The sequence below is a fragment of the Candidatus Dependentiae bacterium genome (genome assembly GCA_016871815.1).
Lineage (GTDB): Bacteria > Babelota > Babeliae > Babelales.
Map to the genome: position 1 here is coordinate 1 of VHBT01000004.1, position 20,236 is coordinate 20,236.

Sequence of the window (20,236 nt, forward strand, 5' to 3'; positions counted from 1 at the left end):
ACAGCATATGATTGGACTTCTGAAGCACACAAAACCCTGCTGACTTCTTGTACTGGAAAATCAAATTCGCTGACGCTACAGCCTGGGACCGCACAGCACATTTTACCCTCAGCATCGTAAAAACCGAGTCGGTATCCATTTTTCACTCTCATTTTTACAACAAACTGAGGAAATGCATCAAACCAAAAGACCAGCGTTGATGGTGTTTTGTGTATAGAATGTTCAATAATATGCCCAGAAAATAAGCCAAGCGCTTGCTCAAACGAATCTTTCCATGCAAGATAGGCAACTTCAGGCTCATTTGCTTTGTCATCTGCTTCTGCCGTCACTTCATCAGCTGTAGGAATAGAGACATTCGCATAATTATCATGCGGACGATTCTTCAATAATTCCCGAACTGTTGGATGTGAAACAAACAACGTCAAAAATGAATTAAAAAGAGGATCTCGCTCTTTAATATTTTTTGTTTTAATTAATTCTTTTGCATCCCCAGACTGCTGCCAAGAAACAATATGTTCATACGCTTGCTTGTCTTCATCACAAACAAAATTTTCTGCAACCAAAGCCATCGAACAAAATAGAATCAACAAAATTTTCACAAAAAAACCTCCAGGGAAAATTAACCGCGACGACTTCTTGGCGCGCTTGCACCTTCATCATCTGAGCAGTCTGCATATCCAGGCAGACCATAGACACCTTCGATTCTATCTTCAGGAAGCGCAAGCAACTTAAAAATAGATTCCATCAATGTTACCAGACCAACTCCGGTATTTGATTGTGCCTGCAAAGAATGCTCCCAACCTGGCTTCATAAAATCATATGCATGCGATCCGCCAAAAGCTGGTCTTTCAAAATTTCTAACAACGACTTGATCGCCATGAGATCTAAAGAAAAAATGCGTAGGATTTTCTATACTAAAAGCCCGCGCACAACGTAAAAAATTAAGAATCGATCCCAAAAATGGTTTTGTTATAAATCTAGCTGCATGAGCAGATTGATTATCAGGAACAGCAAAACCCTCTTGAACCAAAAGCACATTCCAATCATCTAGCGGCAAGCCTTCTGTGCCGGGCAACGCAAATAAATAGTTTCTCGCGATTCTGACTGGATGACTCCCCCCAAAATCGATTTCAGAGAGCAATTTGTTCATTTGGTCTTCATAAAGTATTTTACTAATCATTTGCAGAGGAAAAGGATATCTGCTTGGACGACTACCCCATGCCTGAGCATCGCGCCCTTCGGCATCATAATACCCCAAACGATATGTATTGGTGCACAAAAACGTGGCAACATATCCGCCTTTTCTAAATTCCTCAGAACTTGGGAAAATTATTGTTTGCTGAGGTGAAGGCATGTACCCTTCTCTATCAAAGTCAGCTGCATCTGCTAAAAATCCACGACCAGCCAACGCTGCATTCAAAGCCTTAAGCCATTCGATTTTATCTGCTCTTCGAGCTTTAATCTCATCAAGAGGAGCTGAATAATCGATTTCTACGCGCTCATTCATTAAACCAATAATTACAGGATCGCTAAAAATCGATGTCAAAAAAGCCGCAAAATCAGGCTCTTTGCTTGCTATGTCTTTTTCTGCCCTCAGACCAACAAACCGCCCAACACAAAGACTGTACATATTTAACCAATTTCTTTGATCGTCTTCGGAAATAAAGCCTTTTTCTTCTGAATAAAAATCAAACTTGCGTGGCGCTGACAAGCTTAAAGCAACAAGCAAAACCCCAAAAACATATTTCATACCAAAACTCCTCAAAAACAAGCCTATAACGCTTATAAAAAGAGCTATTTATACTACTTCAAAAAATTAGAATAGCTCACATAAAAAGCAGAGTATCTAAACCCCTTCAAAACCACAAAGGCTTTGTTATTTTTAAGCAGAAAGGATGTTATTCGACTCTTTCCACAACTGTACGGACTCGTTCCACAACTGTGCGAATAAAATCATCGCGCGCTGAAATAGCCTCGTTCATTGAATTTTTTTCATAAATCATACGATCTTGCTCATTTACAAAAGTAACTTTTATTTCCGGTGCCAACATTCTCATCTGATCAAAAGCTGAAGCATAACCATCGCAAAAAACTATCCAATTAAACTTATTCAACGTATCATCAAAAAACTTTCTTTGAACAGTGTCATCGCCATACAGCAGGACTAAAAAAACGGCCGCATCTACCAGAAAAATAGGGTTGTTGTCACCATGTTGTTCCGCCTGCGCCATAAAAAAATTCCTTACTTCAGGAAGCATGCCCATTAGGGCTCTAAAATCAAAGACGTTAGCATAATCGATAGCGAAATGTTTGGCGGGAACACCATGCAAATCAACGCTCGATCGTCTCAAATAAGCAAAATCCCCGCGAGCTCTACGCGAAGCAAGACCTTCATGAGCACCACTAGAACCAGAACACGGAAATAGTTGATGGAAATGTAATGCCTCAGCAGAAAATCGACGTGAAACTTCAGAATCACCAGCGATTCTGCCACAAAACCATCCAAAATAATTATTCACTCACCAAGCGCTACAGGTTTTGAATAACCAGAAAAATCAAACAATGAAAAGCTTTTTGAATAAATATCAATGTCATAGTTTATCCCGGAGTCAATCTTAACCTGTAAAAAAAAGTTATATAAACGCTTCCTGGTTCTGGTAGAGACAAATTCTTTTTTGGTTTTAGCAAAATCAAAAGCATCAACAACGCAACAAGAAGAGCTATTATTATTTCTATGTAGCTTTGATAACTTATTAATCCAAGCAATAACATCGTCTTTTAATCTAACCTTAAACCACTTGCTCAATCTTTCAAAAATTGAATGGGATACATCAAAAGGTTCTTGATGATTATAACTGCTAAACTCATAGTATTTATAAGAAGAAACTTCTGAATAACCAATTTTCTCTTCACACAAATACACACATCGAACATTACCTTTGTGAATATCCAGAATTTTAGAAATAGATTTTTTATTTTCTTGATCGCCTACCGCATTCGGTTTTTTTCCGTTGTAAAAAATAAATCCAACCCGCGACAGGGAATCTGCATAATTTCGCGCAAAAGCAAGAGCGGTTTGAACCTTTTTAATTCTCTCATATTCTGATCTTTTTGCAGACGCATCTAAACACGCGCCTACATATTTTAAAAACCCATCCTTATTGCCTCTAATAGAAGGGTCTACATATCTTGGCAACTCATACGCTTTCGGCTCAACAATATAACCACCAGCTGTTTCTTCCGCCTCAAGAAAAGCTTGAAAATCTGAATAGCGCATAACAAACAAAAAGTTAAAGTCATCATACAATTTAAATGCTGTCGGATATTTATTTCTTGGATCATCATGAATATCACGAAAAATAATATTACGAAAAACGTGTGAGTCGTAATGTTGCTCTAATGTTTCGTCTAGCGTCAAATGAAGAGACGAAAAACCTTCTTTAATTTTTTGAAACTCATTCATCAAGGGCTGATAGGCATTGACCATAGATTGAAATGACCTTGCAACAGAATCGTGGACTTTTTTATATTTCCATTTTTTATGTATTTTGTTACAAAAAAACAAGCCCCCACCAAGAGCAAATAAAGCCCCCACCAAGAGCAAATAAAGCCCCCACCAAGAGCAAATAAAGCCCCCACATTTTTTAAAAATTTAAAATTTACAGACCCATCAAGCAATGCAGCATAAAAAAAGTTCACTAATTCCTTAGGCGCTCCATCAGAAAATCCTCGAATCGTAACATTGCATAATTTTTTTCCATCTTTTATTGAAAATTCAAGTTGCGCACTTACCGTTTTCTGGGGCTCTAAAAATTCAATTTTAATCGCCATAAAAGAATCTGTTTTTTGATATTTAGCTTCTAGACACCGTGTTTTTATGATATTTTTCAAGAGCATCATACCACGACTGCTAGACGATACCACCTTCTGATGATCTTTACATTCTATAAACGCTGCTAATTCTTTAATATCTGCTTCAGCAATAAACGAAACAACAGTATTTGTATCATGCAACTGTTCTTGGGACTCGACTTTTTCATAAAAAACATTCACCATGGAAACCGTTTCGCTAGATGGAAATCGACAATTTCCAGACAAAACAAGGTCCTTGCTAAAAATAGATAATGGAAAGAGCAAAATAAAGAACAAAAAACGCTTAAACATATAAAAAAACCACAAGAAACCGTCTAAAAATAGGAATTTAAATCATAATTTACAAATCACTAATCAACAACTTCGTGAATAAATCGCAAACAAAATAGTTATTTTTAATATTTTTTCATCACCGCTCATTTCTCCCTGAAACAAACCAATAGTATCCGCAAGTTCAACACTGAAGTCTTGCACCCACAAAAAACAACTGGTCAAAGGGCACTTTGAGCAACAAACGACCTGTCGCGTTTCTCAAAAAAAGCCCTTATTCGACATTTTTGATACGTTCATTCAAAAGCTTATACCCTTGTTCATCGTGGCAGTAGGTAAAAATTTGCCCAGACTTAATATCAAAAAACCACAGATGTATGGCCAATCTGTCATTTGCTACTCGATCCGCAATCCATGGAAACGTTAAGCAGTTTTTATACGATTTTTTAAGGGCATGCTCGGCATATTCATCAACAGAATATTTCTGCATTTTTTCAGATCGAGCCTGCGACACCCAGGCCTTTAAAAAATCATCATCATCGCTAAATTCATCTTTTAATAACGCTGCAATTCCGCCACACTGGCTGTGACCAAATAAAATCAAATGCTCAACATTTAAAAATTTAACCGCGAACTCAAGGGCCGCACTCGTGCCATGGCACTTGTCATCTTTCGTGTAAGCAGGAACGATGTTTGCAACGTTTCTCACGATAAAAAGATCGCCCGGATCACACTGTAAAATTACTGCCGGGTCAACCCGCGAATCGCAACACGAAATAACCATAATTTCAGGCTTCTGTCCGGCAACGGACAGCTGATTCATAAAAGAAAAATCGCCATAAACATACTTATCACGAAACTGGGAGTATCCTGCAACCATTTTTTTAAAACTTTTTTTTGCGCGCTCAACCATTCAAATTCCATTAAAAATGACCGTAAATCAACAAATCTTTAAAACACCATAAGCAGAGTTAAATTTATCATAAATTTCAATACACCCAAAGAATACTCTCCGCTCCATTGCCAGGAGCCATAAAGATCGATATAATTTTCCGATGTTCTTGTCACGATTGATTTTTGTGCTAGACAAGGTGGTCTTGTCGCAGGAAAAATCAATGAATGTAGAAAATCTCTCATCTGGAGAGAGGAGAATCATATGTTACCTATAATCGAGTGGTTTTTATCAATACAAGTCTCAGCGCCGCAGATTGCTATCGCAAGCTTGCTGGTGTTGGGGGTTTTATACCTTACCGGAACACTGCAAAAGCTTCTTGCTTATTTTTACGGAAACTTTACAGGACCTGAATTAGTAAAATTTGGCTTACTTTCTGTGGCTTCATTTTCAATCATCGGAAGCTACTGGACACTTCGCTCAATCAAAGATGCATTCTTTGATACCTTAATTGGTTACTGCTGTGTACCGTATGCAAAATTAATCACCGTTCTTGCTATGATCCCTCTCATCTGGGGCTACACAAAACTCGTTGACTGCATGACACGTGAAAAATTGTTTTGGATCGTTTGCGGCTTTTACGCATCTCTTTTTGTCATCTTCGGATTTGGTTACACCAATTTAGCTTCTCCATTTTTTGCACTTGGACACGGATACATTGGTAAAGTAATCACCGTAATTGCATGTACTTTGTTAGCTCTTGCACTCAAAAAAATTGTAGAAATTATTCTTTCTATCGAAACAACCTGGATTCAAGTTGTTTCAGTTGCTGTAACACTTGGCGCTGCATGGTTTGCTTACTCAAAATATGGATTTGCTCAACTTCTTTCATCTGGCGATAGCTTCTTGGCAATGGGTCGTTCAGTCACAGTTGACGGTGTTCAACTCTATGATCTTTCAAAACTTCTTGGCTGGCTCGCATTTGTAATGGTTGAAACCATGGGTGGCGTTATTGTTCCTCTCTTCTGGTCATACGCTCACTCAACAACAACCACAGAAATGGGTAAAAGAGGATATCCTCTTATCGGTATCGCTATGCAATCAGGTAACCTTGCTGGACCTACCATGGCTCGCTATGCAGAATACTTTGGATTCTTTGGTCTTTTGAGCATCTCAGCAACAATTTTAATGATTGTTCCTATCGCTATCTACATCTACAAAAGCGTTGTTCCTCATGACTTGCGTCAAACAGACGGTGATGGCTCAGTAGCCAAGAAAAAAACAACCGGAGCGGGTGAAGGCCTTCGCTTGATGGCAAAACACAAATACCTTATGGGTCTTGCATTTGTTGCTACCGTTTACGAAGTTGTTGGAACATTGATTGACTTTCAATTCAAAATGGCAGCATCGAGTGTTTTTGCAAAAGAAGCTCTTGCATCATACCTTGCGATGGCAGCTCAGTGGACTGCGATTGTTGGACTTGTTTTCTCGATTCTTGGAACCTCAATCGTTATCAGAAAACTTGGCGTTCGATTCTCCCTCTTGCTCTACCCAACACTTCTTGGCTTAGTTGTTCTAATGGTTAGATTCTCGCCAGTTCTTGGAATTCTTTTCTGGGCAATGGTATTTGTAAAAATGTTAAGCTATGCACTCAATAACCCAGTTAAAGAGTTCATGTACATTCCAACATCTAAAGACGTTAAATTCAAAGTTAAAGCTGTTATTGACGGATTTGGTGGTAAAGCGGCAAAAGGTATTGGTTCTGTAATCAATGCTGCATGTTCTGCAAACCCTGCCATGTTGGTAGCTTACGGATCAATCGCATCCCTCGGAATCATCGGGGTTTGGATTATTATCGCGATGTTTGTTGGTCAGTCATACGACCAATTAATTGAAGAGAAAAAAATCCTCGATTAATCTAATTAACAAAGACGTACAAAGCGGCCGGCCATTTTCGTCGGCCGCTTTTACATTTTTATTTTTGGTATTTTTTAATGCTCATAACTATCTTTTTTATCGTTCTTGCCGGCTTAATATTTTTCTTATTAAGCTCAAAAACAACACTCAAACCTATTCTTTTTAATATCGAGCATTTTTTGTGGGGCAATATTCATCCCGCAGAGCTTTCAAAATTTTTATATCTTTCGCGGATTGCTATCATCATAATGACGTGCACCTGGGGATTAAAAACACTTAAAGACTCTCTTTTTATTGATTTTGTAGGCAGAGAATCTTTAACGCTCGCCAAAAATACCTCTATCGCGATCCTTATCCCGCTGGTGCTTCTTTATAACTATGCAATTACCAAAATTGCACTCGAAAAATTATTTTCTATTATTTGCATCACGTATGCATCTCTTTTTATTGGAACCACAACGCTTCACTACTACATAAATGCTGGATACATATTACCAATTCCATCATCTATAATTGGGTGGATTTACTATATCGGCATTGAAAGCTTTGCAAGCTTACTCGTCTCTCACTACTTCACCTACCTTGCAAGTATTAATACCACAGAATCTGCAAAGCGCGGATACGGGTTGATTATCGTTGCCACGCAATTAGGAAATCTTGCCGGACCAACCTGTGTTATTTTAACCATACAACAATACGGATTTAACGCTTTAATATGTTTCTTCGCTCTTTTAGCCTTAAGCGTCCCATTTTTTATTTACCAGTTCATCACTCGAATCCCAAAAAATCTTCGCCAGAGCGATGAAAACAAAGCAGACACTCACCTTGAAGCAGCTACTGAAGTAGCAACTTCAAAAACGTCTTTTCTTGAAGGAATTCGATTACTCTATAAAAGCCCATACCTTCTTGGACTTGCAACCATAACAACAATGCAAGAAATCATTAGCCAAATGCTTGATTTGCAATTCAAAATCCAAATCAGCTATCACTATCATGGTCCAGATTTTGCTGCATACATGGGTTCATATGCTCAGATGAATGCAATTCTTGGTATTTTATTTGGATTCTTTGGAACAAGCTTTTTACTCAGAAAATTAGAAATTAAAAATTGTTTAATCTTATACCCAGCGCTCTTGGCTGCAGTTGTTACCTTTGTTTGGTATTTTCCAGCAACACAATTCTTTTTTGCAGGAATGATTATCATTAAAACACTGGGATATACGCTCAATCGTCCAATCCAAGAAATCATGTTTATTCCAACTACAAAAATGGTTAAAACGCAAGTCAAAAGCATTGTTGATAGCCTTGGGAAACGTGGTGGCAAGTCACTCGGAGCATCTATCCTCAGGGCTCTTTCATCTCTTGATTCTCAGCTCTTAACCTCAACCACCTTTGCTTCACTTGGATTACTCACCATGTGGGTTGGCATCGCCATAAAAACAGGCTCCAAATATGAAAAGCTGATGAAAAACAAAGAAATTATTGGATAAAAGGCACTGGTATGAAAAAAACACAGTACATTCTTGGGATCGAGTCATCATGCGATGAAACAGCTGCAGCGATTATTGATCACGAAAATAAAAAAGTTTTATCTAACAAGCTTCATTCTCAGACTGCAGAACACAAAAAATATGGTGGCGTTGTACCGGAAATCGCCTCTCGCTCACATCTTGAAAAAATTGATTCCATCGTTGATATTGCACTTAAAACGGCTGGCATAACCCTTGATGAAGTTGATGCAATTGCAGTCACCAACAAACCAGGGCTTGCAGGATCTTTATTAACCGGACTTTGTTTTGCCAAAGGATTAGCATGGGCAAAAAACACTCTACTAATCCCAATTGACCACACCCATGGACACATCACCTCTGCATACCTCAACCAAGATGGCTCTTTTGATTCAAGCATTACCTTTCCGCTTATTTGCCTTTCTCTTTCGGGCGGACACTCATCAATTTATTTTGTAGAAAGCCCTACAAAATACATAACAATTGGGAGCACAATTGATGATGCCGCAGGAGAAGCGTTTGATAAAATTTCAAAGATTCTTGAGCTTGGATATCCCGGCGGTCCGATCATAGAAAAATTAGCGCAAAGTGTTAACTTTGAAGACTTTTTTTCATATACGCGAACAAAAGACTACAAAAAAAAGCTTGATTTTACGTTCTCTGGACTCAAAACCGCTGTTTTTTATGACATGATTGAACGTGGATATTTTGATCTTACAACCAAGCAACTTTCGCCCACTGTCACAGAAAAAGAAATGGCTACGATCGCAAGCTCCCTGCTGGTATGTATAGGAGATATTATTTGCGCAAAAATAGAACTTGCCCTTTCTCTCTATCCTCAAGCTCGATACATCACATTTGTTGGCGGGGTTGCATGCAACAAATACCTTTCACAACGCTTGCAAAAAACTGCCGAATACTTGGGTGTTTTTTACAAAAATGTACCGAGAGAATATTCAACAGATAACGCTGCTATGATCGCTGCCGCTGGATCATTTTTATTGAGTGACCCAGAGCTTTCAAAAAAATATTTTTCTGCAGAATGGCGTGAGTCAATGATGTTTATAGATATCAATTCGTAACTACAAACGAACTTCTACTAATTGATTTCTTCCAATGCGCTTTGTCATGACAACCTGGTCGGCAGATTCAAAAAAAGGCTCAAATTCTAGCGCTTTAAAGTGTGATTTAACTGATTGTCGATGCTGATTCCCACCAACAACAACTGAAACTTTTTCACCATCCTCTGCAGACAAGTCCTGATTCATAAATTTTCGCTTATTAGCTTTTGCTTGAGCAATTTTTTCTTCTGGCAACAGCCTAACTTTTGGAATTTGAATAAATTGATGATCAAGTTTAAACGGCCAATACTCAATACTTTCGACTCTTTTTGGATTCAAAAGCAAAATAATAGTACGCGAAGGCTCGTATAAAAAATTTCTTTTTTCAATAGATTTTGGCTTTATTAAAATATCATCATTCGAAAGATTTGCGGCATTTTGAGCCTTGCATGAAAAACAAAGATATGGTTCTCCTGGAATTTGCTTAAACCCAACAATATTATTGGCTCCCTCAAGAACCGGTTCGATATTTTTAGTAATTAACAAATGATACGTATCATCCTTCATTTTTGTTTTCAACAATGGACTCACGCTTTCAAGCGCAGCGCCTCCATTAATTGATTTCATCATTTTTTGACGAAACGGAACAACATCAAAAGCTTCCGCATCACTTTTTTTTATAAATGAAAAAAAGCCACTTGAATCGCTCACCGTACGCTCTCCACGAAAGAAAACGACCACTGGATCAACATCCGAAGAGTCTGACGAAGAAATCCCACCTCGCACAATCCGCTCCTCAGACGAAACAGATCTGTGTTCGGGATATCCGAATGCGATCCCACACAACAATATTAAAAAAAGGATTAACGTTTTTTTCATTCAATCACCCTCAAAAAAGAAGTTCTCCCCTGATTATAGATGTTTATAGCATAATTTGATATTCTAACGAAGATAACAAAAGCAATGTAACCGCCTAACAACATTTCATGAAAATTCTAAGCACAAACAAAGAAGCCTATTTTTCATACAACATCCTGGAAACCTTTCACGCTGGAATCGCCCTTACCGGCGATGAGGTTAAGTCCATTCGTCGTGGATTTGGCGGACTTAAAGATGCTTTTGTTACCATTCATGAAGGCCAAGCTCAGGTAATCAACTGGTACATCACACCCTATTCACATGCATACGAAAAACAATCTGCGCTCAAATCAGACGGCCGCCGTTCACGCGTTCTTCTTCTTTCTCGAAAAGAAATAAATCAAATCTTTGGTGCAATTTCACGCAAGGGACTTACCGTTGTTGCCCTTAAACTTTATTTAAGTGACAAAAACTTAGTAAAAATGGAAATCGGCACTGCACGACATAAAACACTTGTTGATAAACGAGAAAAAGTTAAACAGCGTGAAGCAGATCGAGAGCTTAAAACTGCGTTAAAATACAAAAATACTTAAACTTAATTAATATGAATCTTTTATTTAAAATTACTTTTTTATATTTCAGCTTTTGCTTTTCATGTGCTTACACTCGACAATCTCCAGAGATACGAGCAAGAATAATTGCCGCCTCCAGGTTTGAAAGCTTTGGGAATGGCAATTTGCTTACCCAAGACGAAGCTTTTACACTCTATGAGAATCTTCGTGAATTAAATAACGCTGAAATGACATCTCTACTTTTCGCTCTTGCAACAATTTTACACAACAATCTTTTTGGCCAAAATACGATTAATGAAAGAAAAAGATTTTTTAGAGATCTTATTGCAGAAGAGCGCACACTGTGTCGCAACTTTAATAACCGGCTAATCGACGTTGCTCATAATTTTGGAAATATCGCTGCTGAAGAATAAATTACTGTCCCTCTGACAATGTTTGTATTTCCTCGTAACGCGCCTTAAGATTTTCTGCTTTCTTGAGCAGAGAATCAAGAATCTCTGGAGAGCAGTTTTTCATTTTTAAATATTGTCGCAAGAGCTCATCATCATCCATCTGTACCGATACCTGCGCTCGTTTTTCGCGCTGCTTGGGCTTATGAACCGGCGTGATAGAAGATACATACCACGCATCTTTGCACGCAGCTTGTATCGCTGGTAATTCAACAACGTCATTCATATCCTCTGGGATATGATACACAATTTTTACAATCGCATCTTTTAGATCATGCAAGCGCAAGGCCGCAATAATCTGCTGTGTTTGATTTTCGTCTTTATGTAGCTGAACATCACATTGAATCATCGGTCGCGTCGGTGTATGAATAAATGAATACGTTGTTTTTTTATGCTCATCAATTTTGACGTGACAAAATCCTTTCGTATCATTTCGTTCACCAAAATCAATCCGCTCAAGCGAACCTGAATACACAATTGGACAACGGCCCCCACGATTTAAATCCTGAAAGCGATGTAAGTGTCCAAGTGCAACATAGTCAAACGGCTCAATCGCCAATTGTGACGGAAATAAAATAGGATCAGAACCCAAAATTGCAGTACGTTCAGATCCTGAAAAAATACCTTCACTCACTGTCAGGTGTCCTGCCAAAACAGCCGGAACAAAAGGATCTAACTGTGCTGCTAAATCTTGAATAATCGATGCAACAGAAGAAGAAAGATATTCAACAATCTCTTGTGAATTTTTAAATCGAAGATCAGTTTTTGCGATCAAAGAATGCCGAGACGGCCACGGAATGCCAACTATTTGAACAAGCCCTCGCTTTGTCTGCAAACGCAAAATATCAGGCCGCGAAAAAGTATAAAATCCAGAAACAGGCAAATCGCCAAAAACATCCAACGCATGCGCTTTGCCAAAACTCATAGGATGATCATGATTTCCCACAACAATTACCACAGGAATATTGTGCTGATACAATCGCAAAAACTGCTGTAAAAATAATTTTTGTTGCGTCGGCGAAGGATGTGCCGTCTTGTACGCGTCACCAGAAAACATAAAAAAATCGACATCTTGCTCTATGGCATAATCAACACATGCTTGTAAGCTTTTTTTGAAATCAAGCAACCGTGAATGAATTCCTGTGGAAGGGTCTATGCGTCCATAATTTTCAACGCCAAAATGAATGTCTGCTGTGTGAACAAATGAAATCATACGCGCTGCTGTGAAATTTCGTCGCCAAAATAATCCGTAATACCATCTAACGAGCCTGATGAAACTTGATTTGCAATTACTGCATGAGAATCAATCACAGAATTTTCTAAGCACGCTAATCGATGAACAACCACACAGTCTCCCAATGTACACGCAGAAAGCTCGACAAAGCTCTCGATCCGCGCACCATCTTTCACAACCGTATTGTTTTTAATTCGCACAAATGGCCCGACAACACATCGATTGCCAATCACACTATCCTGAACAACGGTATGAGATTTTATAAGCGTGCCATTACCAACAATTGCATGACCCAAAATAGAAAATGGGGAAATTATGCAATCTGCTCCAATGATACTACCTCGCAACAGCAATGCTCCTGTACCAATTTTTGTATGCGCACCAATTTGAACATCAACGTCTAAATGGAGATTATTAGGATTTTCAAAATAAACGCCCTGCTCTACCCAATATCTAACCAACTGCGAGCGCATGGTTTGCTCAACAATCCAAAACTCTTCAACCGTGTTAACTCCCTGAACTTCATCAAACGGTGCATAGACCATCGATACCGTTTCTCCAAGAGAGGAAGCTTTTCCAACAAGATCTGTTAAATATAATTCGCTTGTCGCATTTTGCGCCGAAAGCAGGCCAACATGCTGCTCAAGAAAAGTTCTTTTAAAAATATAAATCCCTGCATTAACTTTAGAAATTTGTTTTTGCGTTGCATCGCACTCTTTTTCTTCAACTATTTTAACGCCAGACAAACCTTCAACAACGCGACCATACCCAAATGGATTTAAGACATTTGAAGTAACAAATGAAACCGTGGCTCCTTTTTCAAGATGCTGATCCATCAACTGTTTAATTAAATGATTTTGCACCAAAGGCATATCGCCATTGACCACCAAAATATGCTCGGCTTCTCCCCAGCTGGCAAATGAACTAGCAACAGCATCACCAGTTCCTCGTGGATGCTCCTGAATCGAAAAAGAAATTTCACTGGGCAAATGCAACTCACGAATTGTCTGACGAATAAAATCGGCATTAACCGCAGTCACAACATTCACAGGCATGTTTGACTGCGAAAGCGCTCGCAGCGGATAATAAATAAGGGGCCGGCCACACAATGTCGCCAGTAATTTGTTCGTGGCGCCCTTAAACCGAGATGATCGGCCAGCTGCGATAACAACTGCCATAAATAAGCGATTGATGGCCATACAAAAGAAACCCTTGGAATATAAATTTTTTTTATGAGCGAAATATAATAATGTATTTCGTTTCTAGCAACACCGGGTCTTACTTTACCCAAAAATACGCGCACCAAAAATACTCTTTTATTATTCACAAAAAAAGAATGATTTCAAAATTTGTTTTAAAAAATTTTCTCAAATATCTTGCATCAAATTGCGCTTCATCAAAAATCATGGTAGCTTCATGAAGATGTAAAAAAGGTGTCCTGCGCCCTCTAAAGTCTACGCGACTACAAACAAGACTTTAAAAATACATCTTAAATACGGAGAGGTGGCTGAGTGGCCGAAAGCGCCCGTCTCGAAAGCGGGTATCTCTTTACCGGGATCGTGAGTTCGAATCTCACCCTCTCCGCCAGTTTTTTAAAAATCATCACAAGTTTTTATTCTTACAGTCTGATGTCCATTAAAAATCTCAACAATAAACGAAAGTTCTTCTGATCGAGCATACCCAGAGAACTTTCCATGAGTTTTTAAATAATCCATCAGCGATAACAAATCTTCACACAAAAGAGGATCTGCTTGCGTTCCTTGCTCAGAAAACTCTTCCACGATAGTTTCTAATGAACTTCCAGCGCGACGCCCACGCGGAGCCTGAAGCCCAAGACACAATCCAAACAAAATCAGCACTAATAACTGCCTTGCCATTGGTAATGCCTTTCACAATATGGTTAAATCCCCAAAAAGAGTACTGTATGCAAACGCGTCTTCGTCAAGATTGACGTAAATCCATCAGAACCAAGGCCAATTCAAAAAATCTTTCAATGTGAAACATCTCGATGCCAAAAAATATTAATTTTTAATGATTTTCCTAGATTAATAAGTCTTTTTTGCGTGTCACCATAAATTCCAGTACCATAAATTCCAGTACCATAAATTCCAGTACCATCAAAAGTGATAGTATGTTTAAAAAACTTGTTTTCAACGTAGCAGCAGTTTTCTCGCTCGCGCCCGTGAGCTCTGCTCCGGCTGACTTTTTCTCAATCGAAGAAAATCCAACACAGCCAGGGCTTATAAAAATAGGGGCTATTTATTGGACCCAAATGCCCCAAAATAGACTATGGCGACGTCTTTTGTGGCAACAACTCCCATCTGAGGCAGCAAAAACAGTCGCAATGTTTGCAAACCGAAAAACAGCAAAAGCGATCTATTCATTTCCTGCACAAGCCGTTTTGGCTGTTCTTGCAAGCATTTCAAGGCGAGCAGCCGAAGATGGCATTTCTTCACAAGTTGCGTTCAAAAGCCTTCATGATGCTTTTTACTCTCTTCAATTCAAATTTGATGGCAACTCTGCATGGCTTAACTACTTCAATGTAGTTAAATACTTGGCACTCGCGTCTCAAATAAAACAACTCTTGTTTGACATCGAAAATGAATGCGCAGACCTTGAAATCAAAAGCAACATTACCCAAGGATATATTCCACAAAATAACAATTTTTTCGTTCTCCCAACTCAAACATATTTAATTGCGCACGCTGCAAGAAACCTGCAGACTATGGAATCTTCACCTACCGCAAGTATTCCACTCGTCGACAAAGCAACTTTTTGTGCAAAATGGTACACCGCGCTCAACCACCATATCATTCCACATAAAACAATCTTAAGGCTTTCTCCTGAGCTTCAAGAACGCTGCTATGACCTTTCACACCATATCGCCGCATTAAATATTGGGTTTGATATCTTACCAATAAGCATTTCTAACGCTAGGGCTAAAACTATCAACAACCGCGGATGTTACATTAAGAGATTTCCCCAAGATTTTAAAACTTTTGGCGGAACAGAAGAGCTAAAAAAACAATTCAAAATTGCTGATTTCATGCATCAAACAGCTGGAACCGATAACGCCAAAAACCTAATTTTGATGCTTGTCCATACAAACTTACAAGAATTTTTTGAACCAACAGCCATAGAGCTTGCAGAACAAGATTCTCAAGAAGCAGGGGGCCAAGGAGCTGATACAATTCAACGACGAAAAAATAATTTACAACAAATAAAAAGCTTAAAAGCTGAATTCTTCAAGATAGCCTCAGGCATGAATGGTTTTATTGAAGAATTAAAACCGAATCAAACACTTAGCACAGATGATGAAATAGAAACTATGTTAAAAGAAAGAATAACTATTATTTCGAGGTGCATTTTAGCATGGAATCAAGATAGAACCACTGATCTGGATGAGATTAAAAGGAATATTTTAACAGCTCCTGCTAGCGATGGTGATACTAGCGATGGTGATACTAGCGATGGTGATACTAGCGATGACGATTAAATTTAATTAACACTCAATTTTTAATAAAAAAGCGCCTGATTTTTTCAGGCGCTTTTTACTTTTTACCAGAAGCCTTTCCGGTAGAGATTGTTTTCTTTTTTACCGTTCCTTGCGGCTTTACCACGGCAGGAGCTTTCTTGCCAGCGACTACCTTTTTCTGCTCAACTTTTTTTTGAACAGCCGTTAAAGCTGGCCCTTCTGTTTTTGCGACAACATCGCCAGAAGCCCCAGATTGCTTCTTCTCCTCTGTTTTTTTTGATGATCGCATATCAGAAACAACTTCTGCAGCTCCAAATGCAGTAACAACACCCATCCCAGCAATTGATGTTGCAAGAAGACCTTCTGTAAGGGGATCTTCTCCGTCTCGCGCTGAGTTGGCTACAGCAGAATTAACCAATAGTTGATTTTGGGAAATTAAAAGCGATCTTCCCGATAAAACAGTTAATAAAAAAAATACTCTTATTTTTAAGCCAAAAAAGGCAAAATGTTTTTTCACAAAAATTTTTTCCTAAAATTTTTTTTATAAATCAGCGATCAACGGCAAAATTTGCTCAGCATGCTTTGCCACATCAATATCATCGATGATATGACGCAAAAAACCTCTAGAGTCAATAATAAATGTTTTTCGTAACGGCATTAAATTTGGCCACCAGCGACTCGCTTTAAACATTTTTGCAACACGAGCATCTGGATCACTGAGCAAATCAAACCTCAAGCCATATTGTTTTTTAAATTTTTGGTGCGACTTAATAGAATTGTAACTCACCCCAACAATTTTAAGACCACTTCGTCTAAATTGCTCATATCCATTTAAACTACAAGCCTGAGCGGTACAGCCTGGCGTTCCATCAGAAGGATAAAAATAAATAAGCAACGGCCTGCCAAGATTTTTACTCAACTGCCAATCTTCATTTGCATCATTTTTTAAAACAAAATCGGGGACTCTTTTTCCAATTTCAACAAACCCTGCAGGTTGCGCCTGAACATAAAACCCCAAACCAAAAAGCATCACAACGCATAACGCCAAAACACTGATATTCATATCAAAAAACTCCCACAAGAATCATTCTACGGAAAACATAATCTTGAATAAAAAAGAACTCAAGAAATCAAAAGTATTAAAAAAGGGCACAACGCAACGTGCACATTGTACCCTTTTTTATAAATTAAATAATAATCTAAATCTCTTCTGCTGGAGCAATAATCGTACGCGAAGGCATCGCATACCATTCAGAAAGCTTTGAAAGTTCTGGCATATGAGTTGCAGTAAATGTAAGCGTTCTAGGGTTGCAAGCTACGGCATGTACCGTATCAAGCGCAAAACGAGTGCCTTTTTTTGCATTTGTTGCCTGCCCCAAAGAATCATCAAACAAAAAGAGTCCACTTTGATGTTGTTCAAGATTTGAAACATTTTGTACCAAGAATTCTGCTCGAGCACGTTTTGCAATGTAGCTAGAAAAACCCTTACTCAAATCTTCAGCAACATTCATAAATGAATAAATTTGACTAAAAAGAGCCAGGCTAAAAATCTGCGCGGCGGCTATCCCAAAGACCTGGGCTAACAAAACATTTACGCCTATAGTTCGTAAAATCGTAGACTTTCCAGCGCCATTATCACCAAACAACAACATACCTTTGTCTTCTTTTTGATTATCATACGAAAAGGTTCGAACTCTTTCTGGAGCTACGGTTTGTAATAAAACGGGCAACCAAGATTCTTGTGTAAGCAAAAGAGGTTTTTCAGCATCCACAAAATCAACAAAACAATAGCACAATCGGTCATTTGCTCGCTGACGCATGGTTTCTGCTACCGATAAATAAACGTCAATCTGGCCTACTAGATCAAACAATTGTTGTAATTGCTCTTGAAGAACTAGCATTGATTTAAAATCAACCGCAACACTCGCCAACGGTGAAAAAATATTCTTGTTTTTGTAAGACCCAATTTTTGTTTTTGATTGAACTTGTGTCAATAAATCTTCATATGAGTGAACCAAAACGGAGAAATCGGATGCACCATTCGCATGAACAACACGTAATTCATGCAACAAAGTATCCGCTCGAGAAATAAAATTATTAAACAAGCCCATCGCATCATTAACCTTCTTGGCTAACGACAATTTAAATGTCGCGGATGCATACGCATCTTTAAGTCCAATAATGTGCAGTAGTGTATGAATTCCCTTTCCATACAATACAACCCATCGAACAAACCCCTTAAACATTCGATGAGACAATGAACACCCACAAGAAGCATGCCCATGTCCGTGTCCATGTCCATGTCCATGTCCGTGTCCGTGTCCGTGTCCGTGTCCATGTCCGTGCCGATGGGTATGTTCATTCTTGGCAAGGTATAAATGCGCAATTTTAAGAATAACCAACTCAACAATCACAACTGCAAGAGGACTAAATGTCTCTGTATAATACTTAAGATTTAAGGCCGCCTTGGAATCATTTAACCTACTTAAAAAAGAAGATTTAAATTCAAACATCCTGACAACTTGCTTAAGATTATCAAGCGACGCCTGCTCAAAGGCTGTTGCGAGTTCATTTTGCACGCCAGCAAGACGTACAAGTGCCTCTTTAAGACTATTAAATGCTTTTCCATCAAGATTAAACAACGTTTTTACCATACCCTGACGAGTCTGCAAGATGCTGATATCATCAAGTGGATTATTCATAAAGTCTTTAAACTTTTGCTCGCCAGCAGCTGTTTGCTGAGCTACAAAGCTCTTTTGCAGGGAATAACCCGGCAAATCCCCAACACACAAATCATTCGCCGTAAATGAATCCAATTTCCCCCAAATAATTGTTGGGAAAAAAGCCAATACCAGCACTATTTTTTTTAACAAAAAAGACATAAAAACCTCTCAGTAACAAATAATTTTTTTAAAACAATGAAACTAAGATTTTTTATGGAGCTTGAGGCGGAGATACTCTTTCCAGAACGGACTGAGAAAAAAAAATGGTTATTTTTTTAGAATCGCTGCAATGACATCTACACTCAGACGGATGGCTCTCCACCGACTTGATAAGCTGGTGGCTTGCACGCGCAGAAAGATGACATGATATACACGACACAATAAAAACCCTAAAAAAGACTTAAAAAAGCAAAATGGAGGGGAAATCCCCTCCATTTACTTTAATTTATTTTACAAAAAATAAAAGCCTGCCCTGAATACAATTAATCGGCAACAAGGTTAACCAAATCAACTGCCTGCTGCACTCGATGAAAAAGCTCAATCTGTTCATCAAATTCATCTGGAATTAATGCACTTTCCTTTAACAGCGCAATAATCATAAGGCCCTTTGCTTGAATATACTGAAAGTCTTCTAGTAATTCATTTTTTTCTAAACGCTCCGCCAGAAATGCTTCTTCAAGATTCTCTCCCGCAAGACCCCGAGCTATCAAAACACCCCTGCGATCTGCTCTATTTTTACCAACAAACGCTACACGGTTCAACAACTCCTGACTTAATTCAAGAAGGGTTTCTGCATTGGAAGGCTTTGCCTCCCAAACATCATACGCATCACCCATTGGCTGAGCTAAGATAATCCCGAAACAACACAATAAACTTAAAAAAACAAGCTTTTTTAGCATTTTTAATCCTCAATAACGCATACCAATTCATTAATTTAAACTTAAATCAAAAATTATTTGTCTTCAATTTACTATCCGATTGCTAGCTTTTTTTCAAAAAACAGCGCTTCTTCTGATCAAAAACCAATCCCTTTGCCCAAAAGTTTTCAACGTGTAACAATTAAAAAGTATCGCAACGTAAGTCAAAATAAAAAATGGAGAAAATTATGAACATTTTTTCAAAACTATTAATTATCTCGATGATTTCAGTATCAATCACCAGCGGACAAGCAGGAAACTGTCCAACAAGACCAAGCTCAGAAGAACACAGACGGCTTCAAGAAGCCCATAGAAACCTTGTAGAATTTGGCAGACGCCTAGAAGCACAAGCAGCAGCACTCGCACAAGCAACAGGAGATTTAGCTCAACTTACAGCAGCTGCAGCAGCCGCCCCACGCAGAGATAAAATCGCTGGCTCTGGTGAAACAGCCGATATCGAAGAAGGCAAAGAAGACGCATAATAAAA

The 20,236-nt window shown here is 38.6% G+C and carries 21 protein-coding genes and 1 tRNA gene; 8 read left to right on the forward strand and 14 right to left on the reverse strand.

Annotated elements, in window-relative coordinates; all coding sequences use genetic code 11:
• The 6 genes from FJ366_01370 to FJ366_01395 form a co-directional block, all read right to left on the reverse strand.
• The coding region (locus FJ366_01370; protein ID MBM3894228.1) for a hypothetical protein at positions 1-599 on the reverse strand (599 nt) is incomplete at its 3' end.
• A gap of 20 nt (positions 600-619) precedes the next feature.
• Positions 620-1,750, reverse strand: a complete 1,131-nt coding sequence (locus FJ366_01375) for a hypothetical protein (protein ID MBM3894229.1) — start codon at positions 1,748-1,750, stop codon at positions 620-622.
• Between the two features lie 148 nt (positions 1,751-1,898).
• The gene (locus tag FJ366_01380) at positions 1,899-2,519 is read right to left on the reverse strand and encodes a hypothetical protein (GenBank protein ID MBM3894230.1); all 621 of its coding nucleotides are present in this window, start codon (positions 2,517-2,519) and stop codon (positions 1,899-1,901) included.
• Positions 2,516-3,487, reverse strand: coding sequence for a hypothetical protein (locus tag FJ366_01385; protein ID MBM3894231.1), 972 nt, complete (start codon positions 3,485-3,487; stop codon positions 2,516-2,518). The genes FJ366_01380 and FJ366_01385 overlap by 4 nt, the downstream gene beginning before the upstream one ends.
• The gene (locus FJ366_01390; GenBank protein MBM3894232.1) at positions 3,463-4,164 is read right to left on the reverse strand and encodes a hypothetical protein; all 702 of its coding nucleotides are present in this window, start codon (positions 4,162-4,164) and stop codon (positions 3,463-3,465) included. The genes FJ366_01385 and FJ366_01390 overlap by 25 nt, the downstream gene beginning before the upstream one ends.
• A 253-nt stretch (positions 4,165-4,417) precedes the next feature.
• Positions 4,418-5,056, reverse strand: coding sequence for a carbonic anhydrase (locus tag FJ366_01395; GenBank protein ID MBM3894233.1), 639 nt, complete (start codon positions 5,054-5,056; stop codon positions 4,418-4,420).
• Positions 5,057-5,299: 243 nt separating this feature from the next.
• Between FJ366_01395 and FJ366_01400 the strand changes: the two genes are divergently transcribed.
• The 3 genes from FJ366_01400 (at position 5,300) to tsaD (ending at position 9,542) form a co-directional block, all read left to right on the forward strand.
• The gene (locus FJ366_01400) at positions 5,300-6,952 is read left to right on the forward strand and encodes a hypothetical protein (GenBank protein ID MBM3894234.1); all 1,653 of its coding nucleotides are present in this window, start codon (positions 5,300-5,302) and stop codon (positions 6,950-6,952) included.
• Between the two features lie 77 nt (positions 6,953-7,029).
• Positions 7,030-8,442 (forward strand): hypothetical protein, encoded by a 1,413-nt coding sequence (locus tag FJ366_01405; GenBank protein MBM3894235.1) that lies wholly within the window; start codon positions 7,030-7,032, stop codon positions 8,440-8,442.
• An 11-nt stretch (positions 8,443-8,453) separates the two neighbouring features.
• On the forward strand, positions 8,454-9,542 hold the full coding sequence (gene tsaD / locus FJ366_01410; protein MBM3894236.1) for a tRNA (adenosine(37)-N6)-threonylcarbamoyltransferase complex transferase subunit TsaD: 1,089 nt from the start codon (positions 8,454-8,456) through the stop codon (positions 9,540-9,542).
• Here tsaD and FJ366_01415 read toward each other — a convergent pair whose 3' ends face one another.
• Positions 9,543-10,400 (reverse strand): hypothetical protein, encoded by an 858-nt coding sequence (locus tag FJ366_01415; GenBank protein MBM3894237.1) that lies wholly within the window; start codon positions 10,398-10,400, stop codon positions 9,543-9,545. It abuts the gene before it with no gap.
• Between the two features lie 107 nt (positions 10,401-10,507).
• On the opposite strand from FJ366_01415, the gene smpB reads away from it, so the two are divergent.
• Complete coding sequence (gene smpB, locus FJ366_01420) at positions 10,508-10,972, forward strand: SsrA-binding protein SmpB (protein ID MBM3894238.1); 465 nt, start codon at positions 10,508-10,510, stop codon at positions 10,970-10,972.
• A gap of 11 nt (positions 10,973-10,983) precedes the next feature.
• The gene (locus tag FJ366_01425) at positions 10,984-11,364 is read left to right on the forward strand and encodes a hypothetical protein (GenBank protein ID MBM3894239.1); all 381 of its coding nucleotides are present in this window, start codon (positions 10,984-10,986) and stop codon (positions 11,362-11,364) included.
• 1 nt (position 11,365) lies between these two features.
• On the opposite strand, the gene FJ366_01430 is transcribed toward FJ366_01425, so the two are convergent.
• Both FJ366_01430 and FJ366_01435 read right to left on the reverse strand, forming a co-directional pair.
• A complete protein-coding gene (locus tag FJ366_01430) occupies positions 11,366-12,613 on the reverse strand; it encodes an exonuclease SbcCD subunit D (protein ID MBM3894240.1) in 1,248 nt (415 codons plus the stop codon).
• Positions 12,610-13,833, reverse strand: a complete 1,224-nt coding sequence (locus FJ366_01435) for a hypothetical protein (GenBank protein MBM3894241.1) — start codon at positions 13,831-13,833, stop codon at positions 12,610-12,612. Before FJ366_01435 ends, FJ366_01430 begins: the two co-directional genes overlap by 4 nt.
• Positions 13,834-14,131: 298 nt before the next feature.
• Here FJ366_01435 and FJ366_01440 point away from each other — a divergent pair.
• Positions 14,132-14,221 (forward strand) — tRNA-Ser (locus tag FJ366_01440).
• A gap of 5 nt (positions 14,222-14,226) precedes the next feature.
• Here the strand turns inward: FJ366_01440 and FJ366_01445 are convergent.
• Positions 14,227-14,511 (reverse strand): hypothetical protein, encoded by a 285-nt coding sequence (locus tag FJ366_01445; protein ID MBM3894242.1) that lies wholly within the window; start codon positions 14,509-14,511, stop codon positions 14,227-14,229.
• 254 nt (positions 14,512-14,765) lie between these two features.
• On the opposite strand from FJ366_01445, the gene FJ366_01450 reads away from it, so the two are divergent.
• Positions 14,766-16,130, forward strand: a complete 1,365-nt coding sequence (locus FJ366_01450) for a hypothetical protein (protein ID MBM3894243.1) — start codon at positions 14,766-14,768, stop codon at positions 16,128-16,130.
• A gap of 55 nt (positions 16,131-16,185) precedes the next feature.
• Here the strand turns inward: FJ366_01450 and FJ366_01455 are convergent, their stop codons facing one another.
• The 4 genes from FJ366_01455 to FJ366_01470 all read right to left on the reverse strand — a co-directional run bounded on the left by FJ366_01455 (position 16,186) and on the right by FJ366_01470 (position 19,731).
• Positions 16,186-16,626, reverse strand: a complete 441-nt coding sequence (locus FJ366_01455; GenBank protein ID MBM3894244.1) for a hypothetical protein — start codon at positions 16,624-16,626, stop codon at positions 16,186-16,188.
• Between the two features lie 24 nt (positions 16,627-16,650).
• Entirely contained in the window at positions 16,651-17,172 is a 522-nt protein-coding gene (locus FJ366_01460) for a peroxiredoxin (GenBank protein ID MBM3894245.1), read from the reverse strand.
• 136 nt (positions 17,173-17,308) lie between these two features.
• On the reverse strand, positions 17,309-18,991 hold the full coding sequence (locus tag FJ366_01465; protein ID MBM3894246.1) for a hypothetical protein: 1,683 nt from the start codon (positions 18,989-18,991) through the stop codon (positions 17,309-17,311).
• 323 nt (positions 18,992-19,314) lie between these two features.
• Positions 19,315-19,731 carry a hypothetical protein gene (locus FJ366_01470; GenBank protein ID MBM3894247.1) on the reverse strand — a complete coding sequence of 139 codons (417 nt, stop codon included), beginning with the start codon at positions 19,729-19,731 and terminating at the stop codon, positions 19,315-19,317.
• Between the two features lie 206 nt (positions 19,732-19,937).
• On the opposite strand from FJ366_01470, the gene FJ366_01475 reads away from it, so the two are divergent.
• A complete protein-coding gene (locus FJ366_01475) occupies positions 19,938-20,231 on the forward strand; it encodes a hypothetical protein (protein ID MBM3894248.1) in 294 nt (97 codons plus the stop codon).
• The last annotated feature ends 5 nt before the right edge of the window (positions 20,232-20,236 follow it).